The following is a 14,662-nucleotide window of genomic DNA, read 5'->3' on the forward strand; positions in this document are numbered from 1 at the left end:
TTAGCTGCCTCTGTACGTTGAGTAGCCAAATGGGCTAAGTAATAACGGAATATGATGATGCTTTTTATCTTGTAATCTAAAGGTAATTTGCGCCTCTGGGTAAAACGCTGGGGTAGGTTGATTTTGATAATAACTATCTAAATCAAATACTAGCTTATAGGTTGCAAATTCTACTTCTGTATTTAGCCAGTCGGTAATACGCCCATCGCTATCGGTTGTGCCTTGGGTTAGTTGCACCCATTCGTTATTTGTAAGTTTAAATAGCTTAACAGCAACGTTTGCTGCTGGTTTTCCGGTGCTCGTATCGAGTATATGGGTGGTGATAGGGCTTTTATTCATAGCAGTGACTCCAATCTTATTTTTGTTATTTTAGCTTGTTCGCCCGCGGCTATATTAAGCTCTGTGCTGCGGGTGTTGTGTATGCGCTGCTCTATGAGTTCAAGCATTTGCTCGGCTGTTTTACCGGTGGCGCACACAATAAATATAAAGCCAAACTTGTTCAGGTACTCTTTATTAAGGGCAATCATTTTGGTAAGTACGGCTTCGTTTGCTTTGCTCATACCTGATTGCTCATGCCCCGCTTTTTGTGCGGTAGCAGCGTATTTTTTGCTAAGGGTTGATAAATCACCTATTTGCGGGTGGCCTTCAAAGGCAGCTAAATAGTCGCTTTCGCCAAGGCTATCCCATATGCTTTGTGCGCATTCAAACAGCTGTTGAGCACTTTTAAATGGCATTGCTTTTACCATGCCCGCCACCCAGTTAGGGGCCGCGCAGCAATGCTCAAGTGCTTGTTTTGCTTGTGCATCATTTAGCGTATTTATTTGTAAGCTACTCATGCGTCTACTTCCTCCTGCGTGGTGCTAATTAAGGCATTTTTTAGTGTGCGCCATTGCAAGCCTTGGCGTTTTGGCGCTTGGGTTTGCATAGCCTGATAAAGGCCAATTAGCTGTCCACTAATCGAAATAGCCACTTCCATTGGTAATTTGCCCGCAATATTTTTAAGCCCAACAGGGCAGGTCATTTGTTGTATTTGATCGGCTGTAAAATCGCGATGTGCTAGGCGTTGTTTAAAACGTTTTGCTTTAGTGTCAGAGCCAATAACGCCCAGCCAATTGGCATCAGCGCGTTTAATAATTGCTTGGGTGAGTGCAAAGTCGAGCTGGTGGTTATGGGTCAGTATTAAGTAATTGTTAGCTTTAGGCGCACGTTTTACTTGTTCTGTTGGCTCTTCATCAACCACTTTTACTACATTATTAGGGATTGATTGCGGGAATACATCGGCGCGGCTATCTATCCAGCGTATGCGTATAGGTAGTTGTGCCAATATACCAATAAGCGCCTGTGCTACGTGGCCTGCGCCATAAATGTCGAGGGTAAAGCGCTCGCATTGCATGCACTCAAGCATAACGGTGGCAGCCCCGCCGCAGCACTGGCCTAAATTTGCACCTAGGTTAAATTGCTCAATTACTTGGGCGGCTTCGCCTTTGGCAAGTAGTTCGCGGGCTTTTTCTATTACTACGTATTCAAGGTGGCCACCGCCAAGGGTGTCGTAAATATGCTCGCCGCTTATTACCATTTTTGAGCCTGTGCCGCGTGGGGTTGAGCCATTTGTGCCAAGCACCGTGGCAATAACATAATTAGTGCCGCTTTTTTCGTGCTCGTTTATAGCCTGCGCCCAGTTTTGAGTATGAAAACCCTGAAACGACTCATTTAAATTAGTCATGTTGATTCTCCTTAAACCAGCTAGCGGTTTGCTCAATTGCACTCAATACTCGCTCTGGGGTTGCGGGTGTATCCAGTGGGGCGGTGTATTTGTAATCAGCCACACTGCTTATTGCATTACGAATGGCGCTCCATACACTAAAGGCCAGCATAAATGGCGGCTCGCCTACGGCTTTTGATCTAAACACGGTGGTTTCTGGATTTGCTGAGTTATAAAGATTGACGTTAAATTCGGCAGGGGTATCGCCAATAGCTGGTATTTTGTAGTTGGCTGGGCCAAAGCTTGCAAGCTGGCCTTTATTATTCCATTGTAAGTCTTCGGTTGTTAGCCAGCCCATACCTTGCACAAAGGCGCCTTCAATTTGCCCTATATCAAGTGCTGGATTAATTGAACTGCCTACATCGTGCAGTATATCAACGCGGGTTACCGTGTTTTCGCCCGTAAGCGTATCTACTTCTACTTCACTCAGTGCTACGCCGTGAGCGTAGTAAAAAAATGGGCGGCCTTCGCCTTTAGCTCTGTCGTAATGAATTTTTGGTGTGGCGTAATAACCCGTTGATGAAAGCGATATACGATTCATGTAAGCAAGATTTGCAAGTTCGCTAAAGCTAATTTCCCCTTTACTAAAAGTAATGAGGTTATCTTTAAATGTAATACTTTGGCTGTCTACTTCAAAGTGCTCGGTAATAAAGTTTATTAAGCGCTCTTTTATTGTGTTTACTGCATTTAGCGCCGCCATACCGTTTAAGTCGGTACCGCTTGAGGCCGCTGTTGGTGAAGTGTTTGGTACCTTGTCGGTACGCGTAGCACTAATACTTACCGTGTTAAAATCGACCCCAAAGCCATGGGCCACAATTTGCGCAATTTTGGTGTTGAGCCCTTGGCCCATTTCGGTGCCACCATGGTTTAAATGTATAGAGCCATCGCTATAAACATGCACCAGCGCGCCAGCTTGGTTTAAGTGTTGTACAGTAAACGAAATACCGTACTTAACTGGCGTCATTGCAAGGCCTTTTTTTATAATAGGCGATGTGGCATTAAAGGCTTTAATAGCCTCTTTACGTTCCCAGTAGTCACCCGATTTCTCAAGCTGGCTTATCATATCTATTAAAATATGTTGCTCCACGGTTTGATGGTACGGCGTGGTGTCGCGGCCTTTCTTGTATAAATTAAGTTTTCGGATTTCAAGCGGATCTTTACCTAATTTGGCTGCTATATCGTCCATTATTAGCTCGCCCATAATCATTCCTTGCGGGCCACCAAATCCTCTAAATGCGGTATGGCTTACGGTATTTACTTTGCAGCGATTACCTCTAATTGTGGCGGCTGGGTAGTAGTAGGCGTTGTCGGCATGAAACATGGCGCGATCTACAATTGCATCCGATAAATCAGGCGAGTAGCCACAAAATCCGTTTACGGTAATGTCGGCACCTTCTATTAAACCATTTTCGTCAAAACCAACATGGTATTGATTATAAAAAGGGTGGCGTTTACCGGTTAATTTAAAATCGTCGCTGCGGGCTAGGCGCATTTTTACTGCGCAGCCAAGGTGGTAAACCGCAAGGGCTGCAAGGCATGCCCATGGTGAGCCTTGGGTTTCTTTGCCACCAAAAGCACCGCCCATACGGCGGGTTTCTACGTTTACAAAGCTAAATGGCTTTTTTAAAATTTTAGCAACTAAGTGTTGAACCTCTGTTGGGTGTTGCGTAGAGCACTGAACATGAATGCCCCCGTCGTTATCAGGTTGCGCCAGCGCTATTTGGCCTTCTAAATAAAAGTGTTCTTGCCCGCCTATGTTTATTTCGCCTTTAAGCTGGTGGGCTGCGTTATTAATGGCTTGTTCGCTGTTACCACGGTTAAGTGAATGGGGCGGCCTCACCCAGTGCTCTTTGCTAATGGCTTCTTTAATATCAAGTATGGGCGTAGTTTGCTCGCACTCTATAACCACCAAACGTGCAGCGCGGCGCGCTATTTCATAGGTGTCGGCAACTACTACCAGCACAGGTTGTCCGTGGTATTGAATTTCATGACTGGTCAGCAGTACATCACCTGGAAATACCGGGCCAATATCTAATTTACCCGGAACATCTTCGGCCGATAAAATACGTTTAACGCCTTCAACTGCCAGTGCGAGACTTGTATCAATTGATTTAATAAAGCCGCTTGTAACAGGGGCGAGCACTGGGTAGGCATGCAGGCAGCCGTAAGGCTCAGGGTTATCGTCGGCAAAATTTGCACTGCCACAAACTTGTTTAATAGCGCTTTCGTGATATTTAGATTGCCCAACGCTACCACCTTGGGCTTTTAGTTTATCCATTTCAAAGTGACGCATGTGAGATCCTCGTAATGGCAATGTTGTTATTGTTGCGTGCTTGCGGCTCACAAAACTCAATACCAATGCGTTGTAATAAGTTTTTGCTTACCGTAATGCGATAATGCGCACTGCTTCTTACATCGCTCATGGGCGTAAAGTCATCGTTAATAGCCGTTGCTGCGTCTATAAAACTACTTACTTGTAATGATTGAGATACCAGCTTTTGCTCAATATGCTGCGCGCGCTTAGGAATAGCTGCCATACCGCCCATAGCGCAGCGGGCTTGAGTAATCATGTTTTGTGAATGCTCTATAGCAAGCACCAAACACACGGTAGATATATCGTCTTCAAAGCGTTTTGATATTTTATGACAGGCCAGTTTTAGCGACTCTGGGCGCTTTGGGATGGTGAACTTACTAATTACTTCATCGCTTTTAAGAACTGTTTTTTTGTAATCAATAAAGTAGTCGGCAACTTTAATAGTGCGCGAACCAGCGCTGCTTAATAAATCCATTGATGCATTAAGAGCGATTAAAAGGGGAGCTGGATCGCCAATCGGAGAGGCATTCCCTATGCTGCCACCTAGTGTGCCGCTGTTACGTACTTGGCTTGATCCTAAGCGTTCAAATAGCTCTTTTGACTCTGGGTAATGGTTATAAAATGCCTCAACAAATTGGCTATAAGGTAGCGCTGCACCTATGTGTAACTCACCGTTATTATCTGCCAAGGTGCAAAGATCCTTTACTTGGCTAAGGGAGATAATTACATCCGGTAAGAGCATGTTTTGGCTAAGCTCAATGGCAAAGTCGGTGCCACCAGCAACTAAATGTGCATAAGGATAAAGCGCTTTTAGCTCAACAAGTTGTTGGGCAGTTTGTGGTAAGTAAAATTTGCGAGGACCATTTTTTAAAAATGGAATATCGTTATCATATTGCGTATTAAGTGATGCTTTAAATTGGGCGGCCATTGCTGAGTACGGTTCAGCTTTACGTTCATAGCTATAGGCTTTTTCGGCTGCAAGTAATATTGGGCTATAACCTGTACAACGGCATAAGTTACCACCAAGTGAATGAATAACCGCTTTTTTACCAGGGTACGTTGGTTCATTAATATAAAGAGCCAACAAGCTCATTATTATACCCGGCGTACAAAAACCACATTGCGAACCATGACACTCCACCAGTGCACGTTGTACGGGGTGTAAATCGGTTAAGTTTGGGTATAAGCCAGTAGTCACAGCCTCTACCGTTACTATATGTTTTGCATGCGCATTACCTAATAACAATAAACAGCTGTTCATTGTTTTGTATTGCCAACTAGTTTGCCCGTTTGCATTTATACGTTCTTCACCCACTAAAATTGTGCACGCGCCACAGTCGCCAGTTGCACACCCTTCTTTGGTGCCCACTTTCCCTTTTTTGGTGCGTAGCCAGTCCAAAATGGTGAGACTTGGCGAACATTCTTGTACTTCAATTGGCGTGTTATTTAATAAAAATTGAATCACACAGACCCCCTTAATTTTTATAAAGCCTTGATACATAAAGGCTTGGCGTATGTTTTTTCTTGTTGTTTGCGCACGGGTAACAAAAATACTTTTTAATATTAGTAAGTTTATTGCAGTTACTATGCCATTGTTGACCGCTTGGTCAGTTAATGGTTTTGGGCGGCTAAATTATCGAGGCATAGGTAATAACGGCGTAGCCTTAAAAAATAAAGCACGGTAAAGTGAATGCTTTTACTATTTAAATCTAAAGGGGAAAATAGGGCTGGTAAAAGCACATTAATGAAAATGCTTTATGGTGTGGTTAAACCTGACCAAGGGGACATGTTTTTTAATGGCCGTATAATACCAATAAGCAACGAAAAATTAGGAGAACACTCACTCTAATTACCAACACAATAAACTGTTACTTTTTGTTTATAAATTAATTGTCGGATGGCATGGCTTCGCCATTTATCCGACCTACGTCAACAATAAAATTAGGGTAGATGTCAGCGTTATTTTTTATGTGATTCTGCAAGTTGGATAGGTATTAGCCTATTAATCTTTGAGTCAATTTTTGTAGGCTATCTCGCTTACTTTGAGTGTATAAATAGCGCTAGCTTAATTTATGGGCCTACTTATAAACAACGTGTAAAAAATACCTACTTTTAAAATAATTACCTTCTCAAATATTACCTTTCATAAAACCTAACCTCAAACTGCATTCAGTGTGAATTACAGCGTTGTTTTTAAATGTATTTTTCAAAGTTAATTCAACTTTTAAGGGATGTTTTTTGGCACGTAAGTTGAAACAACTCCTTATAAATTTTAAAAAGGAATTACCATGACTGCTGAATACTTTATGGTACTAGGATTACTCGGTGTCGCATTTTTTGCTGTTGCAGGGGCATTGCTTGGGTATGAAAAAAACATTAGTGGCTTTGGCGTAGTAGTGGTTGCAACCGTTACAGCACTAGGGGGCGGTACCCTTAGAGATATACTTTTAAACAAACCGGTATTTTGGATTGCTACCCCGGAGTATTTGTATTCGACCTACGGGGCCGTTATAGCAACAATTGCATTTATTCGATACTTACCGCGCGTTAATAATTACTACTTTTTATTGGTAGACGCTGTTGGTATGGCGTTATTTAATATTATGGGGATAGAAAAAGCACTCATTAATGGCTCTGGCATGGTGGTCGCAATTACCATGGGTATCACTACAGGTATATTTGGTGGTTTAATACGTGACGTAATTTGCCGTGAGGTACCAACTGTTATGCGCAGCGAACCATACGCCTCTGCGTGTTTAGCGGGTGGTGCAGTTTATGCTGCTTTATTTAGCCTTAATGTAGATTACATTTGGTGTATTTTAGGCTCATTTTTCACGACTATTTTTTTAAGATTAGGCTCTTTGCATTGGGGTTGGCATTTAACTATTTTCAGAAAAAAAGACTTCAGAGATCAAAGCGACTAATTTTAGCTACGAGTAGCCCGCGTTTGCATGTGGTACTCGTAATTATCCTCACCCGCTATAGTAAAACCCAGCCGCTTATAAAGTTCTAATGCTGGGTTGTTTTTAAGTACTGTGAGTTTAATCGGTTTTGACTGCGCACTTGTAATAACTTGTTCAATAACCGCTTTCCCATACCCTTTATTTTGATGCAGTGGATGTATTTGTAATTGCATTATTTCAACGTATTGAGCGTGCGTTTAGTATTTTAAAGTACCAATTGGTACCTCATTTATAACTATAAGATGAGAGCAGTCATATTGATTATCAAGCCTTAAAACATGCTGTTACGCAGTTATACCAATCCGCAATAATACTTAATCATTTTGCGGGGCTAAACGTGTCGCTACCTGCGTTAAAAAATGCTCATTTAGAACAACTAAATAGCGAATTTTTTGCCTAGCTATCAACACGTTTTTCCAGCCTCAAAATAGATTACTTAATTAAGCGAATTGGTATTAAAAATAACCCGGCATTTTCTAAGTGTTCAACCATAGTCAGTTTTCTGAGGCTTAATAAGTAGTCTCGGTCTGAATATATGCCTTTATGAATTTAAAAACAATGATACTCCCTTATAACAGCGCTAATGTTTATATTTTTAGAGCTGAAGTACTTGAGTTTGTACTAAACTCAAGTACGCAGCAATAAATGTGCAAGCCAAACTAACAAAGGCAATACTACCAATACCCAAGTGCTTTCCACCAAAGCCCGCCAATAATTCCCCATACACTTAAATTAATAACGCTCATTATAAGGCCCATTACCCACCAGTCTTTTAATGATACATAGCCTGAGCCAAACACTATGGGAGATGTGCCTGTCGCGTAATGCGTTAACGACATCATGAGTGATGAAGCGCCAGCTAACAGTAAACCTAAAAATAAAGGCGGTGCGCCAAGCGCCAAACCTGCGGCGTAAAATGCGGCAAACATAGCAGTAATATGTGCTGTGGTACTAGCAAAAAAGTAATGAGCATAAAAATACACAGCTACCAATATAATGGCCGATACAATCCAGTCAAAGCCCGGTTGCGCAATGTTGCTCTCAACAAGTGTTGAAAACCACGTTACCAAACCTAGTTTATTTAAAAAAGTGGCCATCATTACTAATGCTGAAAACCAAACAACGGTATCCCACGCAGACTTTTCTTTAAGTACATCGTCCCAGCTTAATACACCAGTCACTAATAAAACCGACAAACCTAAAAAAGCCACTGCTGTGGTATTAACCGCGTAGTCAGCCCCTAAAATCATTGCAGGTACGCCGGCCCATAAAACAAGCAGCATAGCAAAAACACCCACCATTATTTTTTCGCCATAACTCATTGGGCCCATTTCAGTTAATTTAGATTCTGCGTAGGTTTTAGCGTCGGGCGTACTTTTAACTTCAGGTGGGTAAATGGCATAAACAACCAAAGGCACAAGGGCAATACATAGCAAACCAGGAACAAGCGCTGCGAGCGCCCACGTACCCCAAGTAATACTAATATTTGCACCGGTAGCATCAGCAATCAGCTTTACAATTAGCGGGTTTGGCGCAGTTGCCGTAATAAACATAGCTGATGTAATAGGGTTTATATGGTAGCTCACTAAAGCAAGGTAGTGCCCAATTTTACGAGATGTGCCTTCCTCAGGGGACGAGCCAAAGCTTGTTGCTATCGACTTCATAATTGGGTGAATAATAGCGCCGCCTCGCGCGGTATTACTTGGCGTTACAGGCGCTATAACAAGTTCAGAAAGTGCGAGTGCGTAACCAATACCAATTGTTTTTTTACCAAAAAGAGAAATAAAATTATAGCCAATGCGATTTCCCAAACCAGTTTTAGCTAAACCCCGAGATATAATAATAGCAATACCAATCAACCAAATTAATGAATTAGAAAAGCCACTTAATGCATCTTTAATAGCGCCAGAAGGACTGTCATTAGTTACGCCCGTTAACGCAACAGAGGTAATAGCCAAAATAGCAATGGCGCCAATCGGCATTGCTTTACCAATAATGGCAACTACAGTACCAACAAATAAAGCCAACAAATGCCATGCGTTTTCGGTAACACCCTGCGGAGGCGGTACAGCAAACCAAAGTAATAAAACAATGGCTATAGAAATCAGTCCAGAGGTAACCCGAATATCAGTACCCTTCATTAAAAATGTCCCTAGGTTTTAGAAATGCATGCATTCTGTGTATTGAAAAGGCAACGTTATTTTACTTCATTTAATAATAAAAAAGGTGACGCACATCATATGAATATTAGACTTATTTAATTTTATTAATAAAGAGGTAATAAACCATAAACTAAAGTGAATGATTAAATTACCCTATGAGAGCTTACATTGTGCTTAATCAGCTCTTAATTTTTTAATAATTAGCTTGAATTTTTTTATCGGCTTGTAAGGTCTTTGTAAGTCTTAACGAATACTTGGAAATACAATGAACTTAAAACACACAAACAACGCACTTTCTTTTTTACTCTCATTGAGCTTTCTACTGCTTGGCTTATCGTTTGCGTTAGGTGCAAATCCTAATACGTTAACGGCTACATTTAGCTTTTATGAGCTTGATGCGTTAATAGGTGTAAATACATTAGGCTTATTGGCGGGCTCAACTATGCTTGCACTAGTGGCAACAACCTTAGCTGCGCATTTTAAATTAATAAAGCCTACAGCGGCACTCGTGTTAGCTATTGTAATTAGCATCGTCCCGTTACTAACATTATTTGCCAGCAACCGTTGGATGGCGCAACTTGGCGGCTTTCCAATCATTGGTAGCGGGCAGGGCATAATTAAATACTTTGCTGTAGTGCCTTTATATTTGTTTTTATTTTATAAAGACAAACTTACCGACAAACAACATGTACTTTTAAACTTTATACCGGTTGCTATGGTTTTACTGTGGATTGGCGGCATGAAGTTTTATGAGTTTGAAGCAAAAGGCATTGTAAGTTTAGTAGAAACTTCACCGTTTATGTCGTGGTTATACACGGTATTTAGCGTACAAGGCGCATCTAACGTGATTGGCGGGTTTGATGTATTATTTGCTGTGTTATTAGGCTTAGGGCTATTTTTAAATAATAAAAAGCTAATTATTGTAAGTGGCTTAGCGTGTTTAAGCGTGTTTATGATGACCCAAACGTTCTTAATTACCGCAACCGGTGCATTTAGCTCAAGCACTTTATTAGAACGCTTAGGGCAGTTTGTAATTAAAGATTTATGGTATGTAGGCAACCTTGTTGTTATCGCTTTTTTAATGATTTTTAAACCGACTAAATAAAGAGAACTTTATGATCAGTTGCCACCAATACGACTACATCGAAATTGCCTGTATGCATCGTTTAAGCATTGAGCTTATATTAAAAAATGGCGATGGTGTATGTGGCGTAGCAACTGACACAAAACGCAATGCTAATAGAGACGAATGCATAGTTGTTAACGTAAATAACGAACTGCAACTCATTGTTCTCACTACGATCAGTGTACTTAAAGCGCGTGAGAAAAATCCATATTTTGACCACGTGAACTTTGATGTAAAGTAAATACCTCATTCATTCGTTTTTATCATAAACATCTCAGCGAGCCTGTATCAATCGGCTCGCAACACTTTTCTATGCGGAAGTTGAGGCTTACTCACATAGACAGTACGTTTTAGGCCAAAACTTGCTTCAACGTGTCTTTCTAAAGCCACAGTCAGGCATATATTTGTTTAATTAACTTGCCTCAAGTTATGATATTATTAAAAACTATCAATGAATATAATACCTTAAATTTAAAGTGGATTAGATACAGTTATGGCTGATGAAAAAGTTACATCTCTTGATTCTTTTAATAACTCAATAGATTTGGATGAACAGAATTCCATAGATCTCGAGGATGAAGACTTAGGTGAATCTGAAGAGGTATTTGATCAGACAGAGCCATTTGACCCAAAGAAAGTTGATGTATCTATATCTAATCCTAATTTAGGCGCAATCATTGAGAGGCTTAAATACGACGAAATAGATTTGATGCCTGACTTTCAACGATCACCTGATTTGTGGAGTAAGCAAGCTCAAAGCCGTTTAATTGAGTCTATTTTAATTCGACTACCGATCCCTGCTTTTTATTTTGATGCCTTAAATGAAGACCGTTGGCAAGTTGTTGATGGTTTACAGAGGTTATCTGCGATAGTTAACTTTGTAAAAACTAAAAAATTAGCCTTAACTAATTTAGAATTCCTCAATGAGTATGAAGGTTTTTATTATGACGATTTACCACGATCTTTAAAAAGAAGAATTGATGAATTTCAAACATCGGTTTATCTAATAAAACCAGGGACTCCATTAGTGATGAAATATTCGCTATTTAATCGAATTAACACAGGCGGGTTAAAGTTAAATCATCAAGAAATTAGACATGCTATGAGCCAATCAGTTAAGAAGGGTATTGCTTCTAAATTTTTAACTGAAATTGTTCAAGAAAATTCATTTAAAAACGTCATAGGTAACAAAAGTAAGAGGATGTCTCATCAAGAGCTGGTGCTGAGGCACATGGCTTTTAGAATGTTTGATATCTCCACGTATAAATCTTCACTCCCCAAATTTTTAGATTCAGCCATGATCAAGTTAGGTGAGCTGAGTGAAACTGAAATAATAAGGTTAAAGTCTAGCTTTTTAGATTCAATGGAAGATGCATATGACTTATTTGGTCGAGATGCGTTCAGAAGAACATTCGCAGAATCATATCAAAATCGAGTCGTTAATAAACCATTATTTGAAACAGTATCCGTGAATTTAGCGACTCTTAATTTTGAAGAGAGAGCTATTCTCAAATCAAATAGTATGCAATTTAAGCAAGAGTTTAAAAGCTTGTTACTTGAGCCTCAATTCTTAACAGCAATTACAATTTCAACAGCTAATACTGATAATGTTCAATCTCGATTTGAAGGTATGAGAAACATTATCGAAAAGTATTCAAAGAGGATTTTTTAATGTTAGAACGTCTAAGCTTATGTAACTTCAAATCAATAAAAGAAGCTACTTTTGATTTAGAAAATCTTACCTTGTTTACAGGTTTAAATGGTATGGGGAAATCTTCGGCTCTTCAATCATTATTGCTACTTCGCCAGTCGTTTGAAAAACATATTTTCCCCAGTACAGGTTTGTCCTTAGCCGGTGATTACGCAAGTATTGGTAATGGAAAGGATTTGCTTTTTAGTGATGGTGAGGATGAGTTTGTAGATATTGAATTATACTGGTCTAATAATTCAACTCTTAAATCCAGATTTTTATATTTTGAAAATTCTGATATGCAGCCATTGGATGAAAAAAATAGCTTGTTAAGTCCTAATGTTTTCGAACAGGCGTTATTTACTTCATCATTTCAGTATTTATCTGCAGAAAGAATTAGTCCTAAAAGCATTTATTCTGTTTCTGAGTATGCTGTTAATAAGAAACGTTCGCTTGGAAAAACCGGTGAATATACTGCGCATTTCTTAGCTGAACATGGCGATGAGAAAGTCTCAATTAACGCTTTAATGCATCAGAACTCTATTTCCGATAATTTAATTGGCAGTTTGAATGCATGGATGTCTGAGATTACACCCGGTACTAAAGTTATCGCAAAATTAATACCTGAGATTAATCAAGCTAGCTTACACTATCAATTTGAAACAGACACCGAATTAACCTCTCAATTTTCACCCCAAAACACTGGATTTGGTTTAACTTATGTTTTACCTGTAGTGACAGCTATTTTAAGCTCAAAGCCTGGTGATATGTTATTAATAGAGAATCCTGAATCTCATTTACACCCATCAGGGCAGTCGACAATTGCAAAGTTAATTGCTTTAGCGTCTCAAAATGGAGTGCAGGTGCTGGTTGAAACTCATAGCGACCACTTTTTAAATGGTATCAGGACATCGGTCAAAAATAATTGTATTGAATCAGATAATGTGTGTATTTATTATCTTTACCGTGATGAGAATAGTTCTGAGCATAGTGCTAGAGTCGAAGAAATTAGAGTAGAGCCATCAGGTAGGATTAGTCATTGGCCACCAGGTTTCTTTGACGAATGGGATAAAAGCCTAAACTCTTTAATTATTGGTAATTAATAAAACGTGAATAGTCTTATTTTTAATGATGCCTCATTACCATTTTTAAGTAATGAAGATTGCTTAAATAACATCGATACTTTTTTTGAAATCATATTCTATATTAATGAGAAAAATGTAAATTTCAATAAAGTAGATGAAAAACTGGGTGGATGGAACTCTTATATTTATGCAGAAGGATTTGAATTTGGTAAGTGGCTAAATCAAATAGGTGATATTGAAAGCAGTAGACTAATTAAAAGTGTTGTTGCTAATGTACCGTGTCCTCTTATTGTTAATAATAACCCAATTGAAGATATTATATTTTCGCTTAAAAGTGATCAAGATATTGAAGTGACTGCACTGGGAGTTGCTTCTATCTTAAATTCTTACTGTGTTAGTTTTGCATCAAGTATACATTGGAAATCAAATTCAATTGATGTTTTAAAACATTGGGACGATGATGGCGAAATAAAAATTGAGAGTACAACCGTTGATAACATATTCTCTCTTGAGCAAATCGATATTTTTTTACATAAAATCATAGAAACTAAAAAATCGAATAAGGATTATCTCAAAACATTAGACATCAAGGATAATAAAGAGTACCCAAATATTATTTTTTGTACGTCAGCATTAAAAAATTTAACAGCTATTTCAATCACCACAATTGATTTTAAAAATATTATATATGCTCTGGATCAACTCGATCTTGCTATAAAGCAATCTAATTGCCTTGAAGATTTAATTGAAAATTCAGAATTGAATATGTCATTTGAAAGTGTAGAAACAATGAAATGTGCAAAACATGCCCGAAAGAGGTGGTTTAAACATCCTTTCTTAGGTGAATCACTTTTTGAATTACACGTTAAAAACTTTCAAAATGGAAAGAGAATGCATATATTGGCGGACTATCATTCAAAAACAGTATCAATTGGTTATTTCGGTCTTCATTTATCAACAGTTAAATATTGAATCGTATTTTTATATGTACTAAAAACTCAATTACCCTTCGAATAAGTCACTCAGACACCAGGAAGTTAGGATGAAGTTAGGATGACACCCATTCAAAACTTTACGTTAATTATCAATGATATAAGTAATTTAGGTTACATCCATGAAAGTGCGTCACGCAAAGGTCTGAGCTATATTGACAAGATGAAAGTAGTAATTGGTAGCCCGATAGACGACAACAATTTTTATTAAAAAATGGTAAATAACTCGGCTTCATTGAGCCTGCTTTCCTTTAAATAAAAAGCGGAATATTACGGTGAATAAAGGGATGAATAAATTGATCTTACGAGGTCAAATGAAAGTGAATACGCAATGGCAACTGTATTGCCTTGTTCATAATATAGAAAAGCTGCAAAACACGATGCATTAAGAAAGGAAAGCCCTTTTATCCTAAATAAAAGCCACTCAAGCACCCGTAATACCTTCCAAATGTAGTGGTCAATAAAATTTGGCCACAGTTTTAGAATCTTGATATCTAACCTCAGATTCATTTGGCGCTAAACCGGCATTATAATGATGCGGCCTAACGTTGTTGTAATATCCGTTGAT

General features: G+C 39.0%; 13 protein-coding genes and 2 pseudogenes. 8 read left to right on the forward strand and 7 right to left on the reverse strand.

Annotated elements, in window-relative coordinates:
- The 5 genes from uraH to xdhA are packed head-to-tail and all read right to left on the reverse strand — an operon-like array spanning position 1 to position 5,541.
- Positions 1 to 339, reverse strand: coding sequence for a hydroxyisourate hydrolase (uraH, locus tag I6F40_RS17480; RefSeq protein WP_197193268.1), 339 nt, complete (start codon positions 337 to 339; stop codon positions 1 to 3).
- Positions 336 to 836 carry a 2-oxo-4-hydroxy-4-carboxy-5-ureidoimidazoline decarboxylase gene (gene uraD, locus I6F40_RS17485; RefSeq protein ID WP_165723394.1) on the reverse strand — a complete coding sequence of 167 codons (501 nt, stop codon included), beginning with the start codon at positions 834 to 836 and terminating at the stop codon, positions 336 to 338. The genes uraH and uraD overlap by 4 nt, the downstream gene beginning before the upstream one ends.
- The gene (gene xdhC, locus I6F40_RS17490; RefSeq protein ID WP_197193269.1) at positions 833 to 1,723 is read right to left on the reverse strand and encodes a xanthine dehydrogenase accessory protein XdhC; all 891 of its coding nucleotides are present in this window, start codon (positions 1,721 to 1,723) and stop codon (positions 833 to 835) included. Before xdhC ends, uraD begins: the two co-directional genes overlap by 4 nt.
- Complete coding sequence (gene xdhB / locus I6F40_RS17495; RefSeq protein ID WP_197193270.1) at positions 1,716 to 4,055, reverse strand: xanthine dehydrogenase molybdopterin binding subunit; 2,340 nt, start codon at positions 4,053 to 4,055, stop codon at positions 1,716 to 1,718. Before xdhB ends, xdhC begins: the two co-directional genes overlap by 8 nt.
- Positions 4,042 to 5,541: a xanthine dehydrogenase small subunit gene (gene xdhA, locus I6F40_RS17500; protein WP_166377465.1), complete on the reverse strand. Its 1,500-nt coding sequence runs from the start codon at positions 5,539 to 5,541 to the stop codon at positions 4,042 to 4,044. Before xdhA ends, xdhB begins: the two co-directional genes overlap by 14 nt.
- 285 nt (positions 5,542 to 5,826) lie before the next feature.
- Here xdhA and I6F40_RS19765 point away from each other — a divergent pair, with 285 nt between their 5' ends.
- Together I6F40_RS19765 and I6F40_RS17510 are read left to right on the forward strand one after the other, a co-directional pair.
- Positions 5,827 to 5,925, forward strand: a complete 99-nt coding sequence (locus I6F40_RS19765; RefSeq protein ID WP_231609386.1) for a hypothetical protein — start codon at positions 5,827 to 5,829, stop codon at positions 5,923 to 5,925.
- Between the two features lie 439 nt (positions 5,926 to 6,364).
- Positions 6,365 to 7,000, forward strand: coding sequence for a trimeric intracellular cation channel family protein (locus I6F40_RS17510; protein ID WP_004334621.1), 636 nt, complete (start codon positions 6,365 to 6,367; stop codon positions 6,998 to 7,000).
- Positions 7,001 to 7,002: 2 nt separating this feature from the next.
- On the opposite strand, the pseudogene I6F40_RS17515 reads toward I6F40_RS17510, so the two are convergent.
- Both I6F40_RS17515 and I6F40_RS17520 read right to left on the reverse strand, forming a co-directional pair.
- Positions 7,003 to 7,221 (reverse strand): annotated as a pseudogene (locus I6F40_RS17515) (GNAT family N-acetyltransferase); the annotation flags it as partial.
- A gap of 492 nt (positions 7,222 to 7,713) precedes the next feature.
- The gene (locus tag I6F40_RS17520; protein ID WP_197193271.1) at positions 7,714 to 9,180 is read right to left on the reverse strand and encodes a DASS family sodium-coupled anion symporter; all 1,467 of its coding nucleotides are present in this window, start codon (positions 9,178 to 9,180) and stop codon (positions 7,714 to 7,716) included.
- A 286-nt stretch (positions 9,181 to 9,466) separates the two neighbouring features.
- On the opposite strand from I6F40_RS17520, the gene I6F40_RS17525 reads away from it, so the two are divergent.
- The 6 genes and pseudogenes from I6F40_RS17525 to I6F40_RS19930 all read left to right on the forward strand — a co-directional run.
- Complete coding sequence (locus tag I6F40_RS17525; protein ID WP_166377461.1) at positions 9,467 to 10,306, forward strand: DUF417 family protein; 840 nt, start codon at positions 9,467 to 9,469, stop codon at positions 10,304 to 10,306.
- Positions 10,307 to 10,316: 10 nt separating this feature from the next.
- Positions 10,317 to 10,568, forward strand: a complete 252-nt coding sequence (locus tag I6F40_RS17530; protein ID WP_166377460.1) for a Rho-binding antiterminator — start codon at positions 10,317 to 10,319, stop codon at positions 10,566 to 10,568.
- A 252-nt stretch (positions 10,569 to 10,820) separates the two neighbouring features.
- On the forward strand, positions 10,821 to 11,999 hold the full coding sequence (locus I6F40_RS17535; protein WP_166377459.1) for a DUF262 domain-containing protein: 1,179 nt from the start codon (positions 10,821 to 10,823) through the stop codon (positions 11,997 to 11,999).
- The gene (locus I6F40_RS17540; protein WP_166377458.1) at positions 11,999 to 13,120 is read left to right on the forward strand and encodes an AAA family ATPase; all 1,122 of its coding nucleotides are present in this window, start codon (positions 11,999 to 12,001) and stop codon (positions 13,118 to 13,120) included. The genes I6F40_RS17535 and I6F40_RS17540 overlap by 1 nt, the downstream gene beginning before the upstream one ends.
- A gap of 6 nt (positions 13,121 to 13,126) precedes the next feature.
- Positions 13,127 to 14,074 carry a hypothetical protein gene (locus I6F40_RS17545; RefSeq protein ID WP_166377457.1) on the forward strand — a complete coding sequence of 316 codons (948 nt, stop codon included), beginning with the start codon at positions 13,127 to 13,129 and terminating at the stop codon, positions 14,072 to 14,074.
- A 286-nt stretch (positions 14,075 to 14,360) separates the two neighbouring features.
- Positions 14,361 to 14,483 (forward strand): annotated as a pseudogene (locus I6F40_RS19930) (transposase); the annotation flags it as partial.
- Positions 14,484 to 14,662 lie beyond the last annotated feature (179 nt).

Origin of the sequence: Pseudoalteromonas sp. SWXJ133, assembly GCF_015864365.1 — a bacterium.
GTDB lineage: Bacteria > Pseudomonadota > Gammaproteobacteria > Enterobacterales > Alteromonadaceae > Pseudoalteromonas > Pseudoalteromonas arctica.

Coding starts and splice junctions, on each gene's coding strand:
- I6F40_RS19765 (WP_231609386.1), top strand. CDS start 5,827: ATGCTTTATGGTGTGGTTAAACCTGACCAAGGGGACATGTTTTTTAAT.
- uraH (WP_197193268.1), bottom strand. CDS start 339: ATGAATAAAAGCCCTATCACCACCCATATACTCGATACGAGCACCGGA.
- xdhB (WP_197193270.1), bottom strand. CDS start 4,055: ATGCGTCACTTTGAAATGGATAAACTAAAAGCCCAAGGTGGTAGCGTT.
- I6F40_RS17520 (WP_197193271.1), bottom strand. CDS start 9,180: ATGAAGGGTACTGATATTCGGGTTACCTCTGGACTGATTTCTATAGCC.
- I6F40_RS17525 (WP_166377461.1), top strand. CDS start 9,467: ATGAACTTAAAACACACAAACAACGCACTTTCTTTTTTACTCTCATTG.
- xdhC (WP_197193269.1), bottom strand. CDS start 1,723: ATGACTAATTTAAATGAGTCGTTTCAGGGTTTTCATACTCAAAACTGG.
- I6F40_RS17510 (WP_004334621.1), top strand. CDS start 6,365: ATGACTGCTGAATACTTTATGGTACTAGGATTACTCGGTGTCGCATTT.
- I6F40_RS17530 (WP_166377460.1), top strand. CDS start 10,317: ATGATCAGTTGCCACCAATACGACTACATCGAAATTGCCTGTATGCAT.
- I6F40_RS17540 (WP_166377458.1), top strand. CDS start 11,999: ATGTTAGAACGTCTAAGCTTATGTAACTTCAAATCAATAAAAGAAGCT.
- I6F40_RS17535 (WP_166377459.1), top strand. CDS start 10,821: ATGGCTGATGAAAAAGTTACATCTCTTGATTCTTTTAATAACTCAATA.
- uraD (WP_165723394.1), bottom strand. CDS start 836: ATGAGTAGCTTACAAATAAATACGCTAAATGATGCACAAGCAAAACAA.